General features: G+C 61.8%; 1 pseudogene. It reads right to left on the bottom strand.

Going from position 1 to position 314, the window contains the following annotated elements:
- Positions 1-314, bottom strand: a pseudogene (locus tag DNK49_RS23525) (IS1634 family transposase); the annotation flags it as partial.

The following is a 314-nucleotide window of genomic DNA, read 5'->3' as shown; positions in this document are numbered from 1 at the left end:
ACGCGTGCGCGCGGATCCGCTCGGGCAGACGGTGATACACCGGGCCGATCTCGATCTCGGACTTGAGCACCTTGAAACCGCGCTCGATGTCGGCGAGCGACTTATAGCGCTGAATCACGTTCTGCGCCGAAAGCCCCTCGGCATTGGTCACCAGCAGCAACTTGCCGTCCATCATTTCGGCAAGACGCTTCGCCTTGTCGTCGATGTGGTAGCTGAACAGCTCCTCAGCCAGATCCACCTTGATGATGCGCGACAGGTGCGCTTCGCTGACCGCGTGGTAGAAGCGCGCCTTGGCGCCGCTGTCCGAGAGCTTG

Origin of the sequence: Parazoarcus communis SWub3 = DSM 12120 (genome assembly GCF_003226565.1) — a bacterium.
GTDB lineage: Bacteria > Pseudomonadota > Gammaproteobacteria > Burkholderiales > Rhodocyclaceae > Parazoarcus > Parazoarcus communis.
This window is presented reverse-complemented; position numbering and strand designations above follow the sequence as displayed.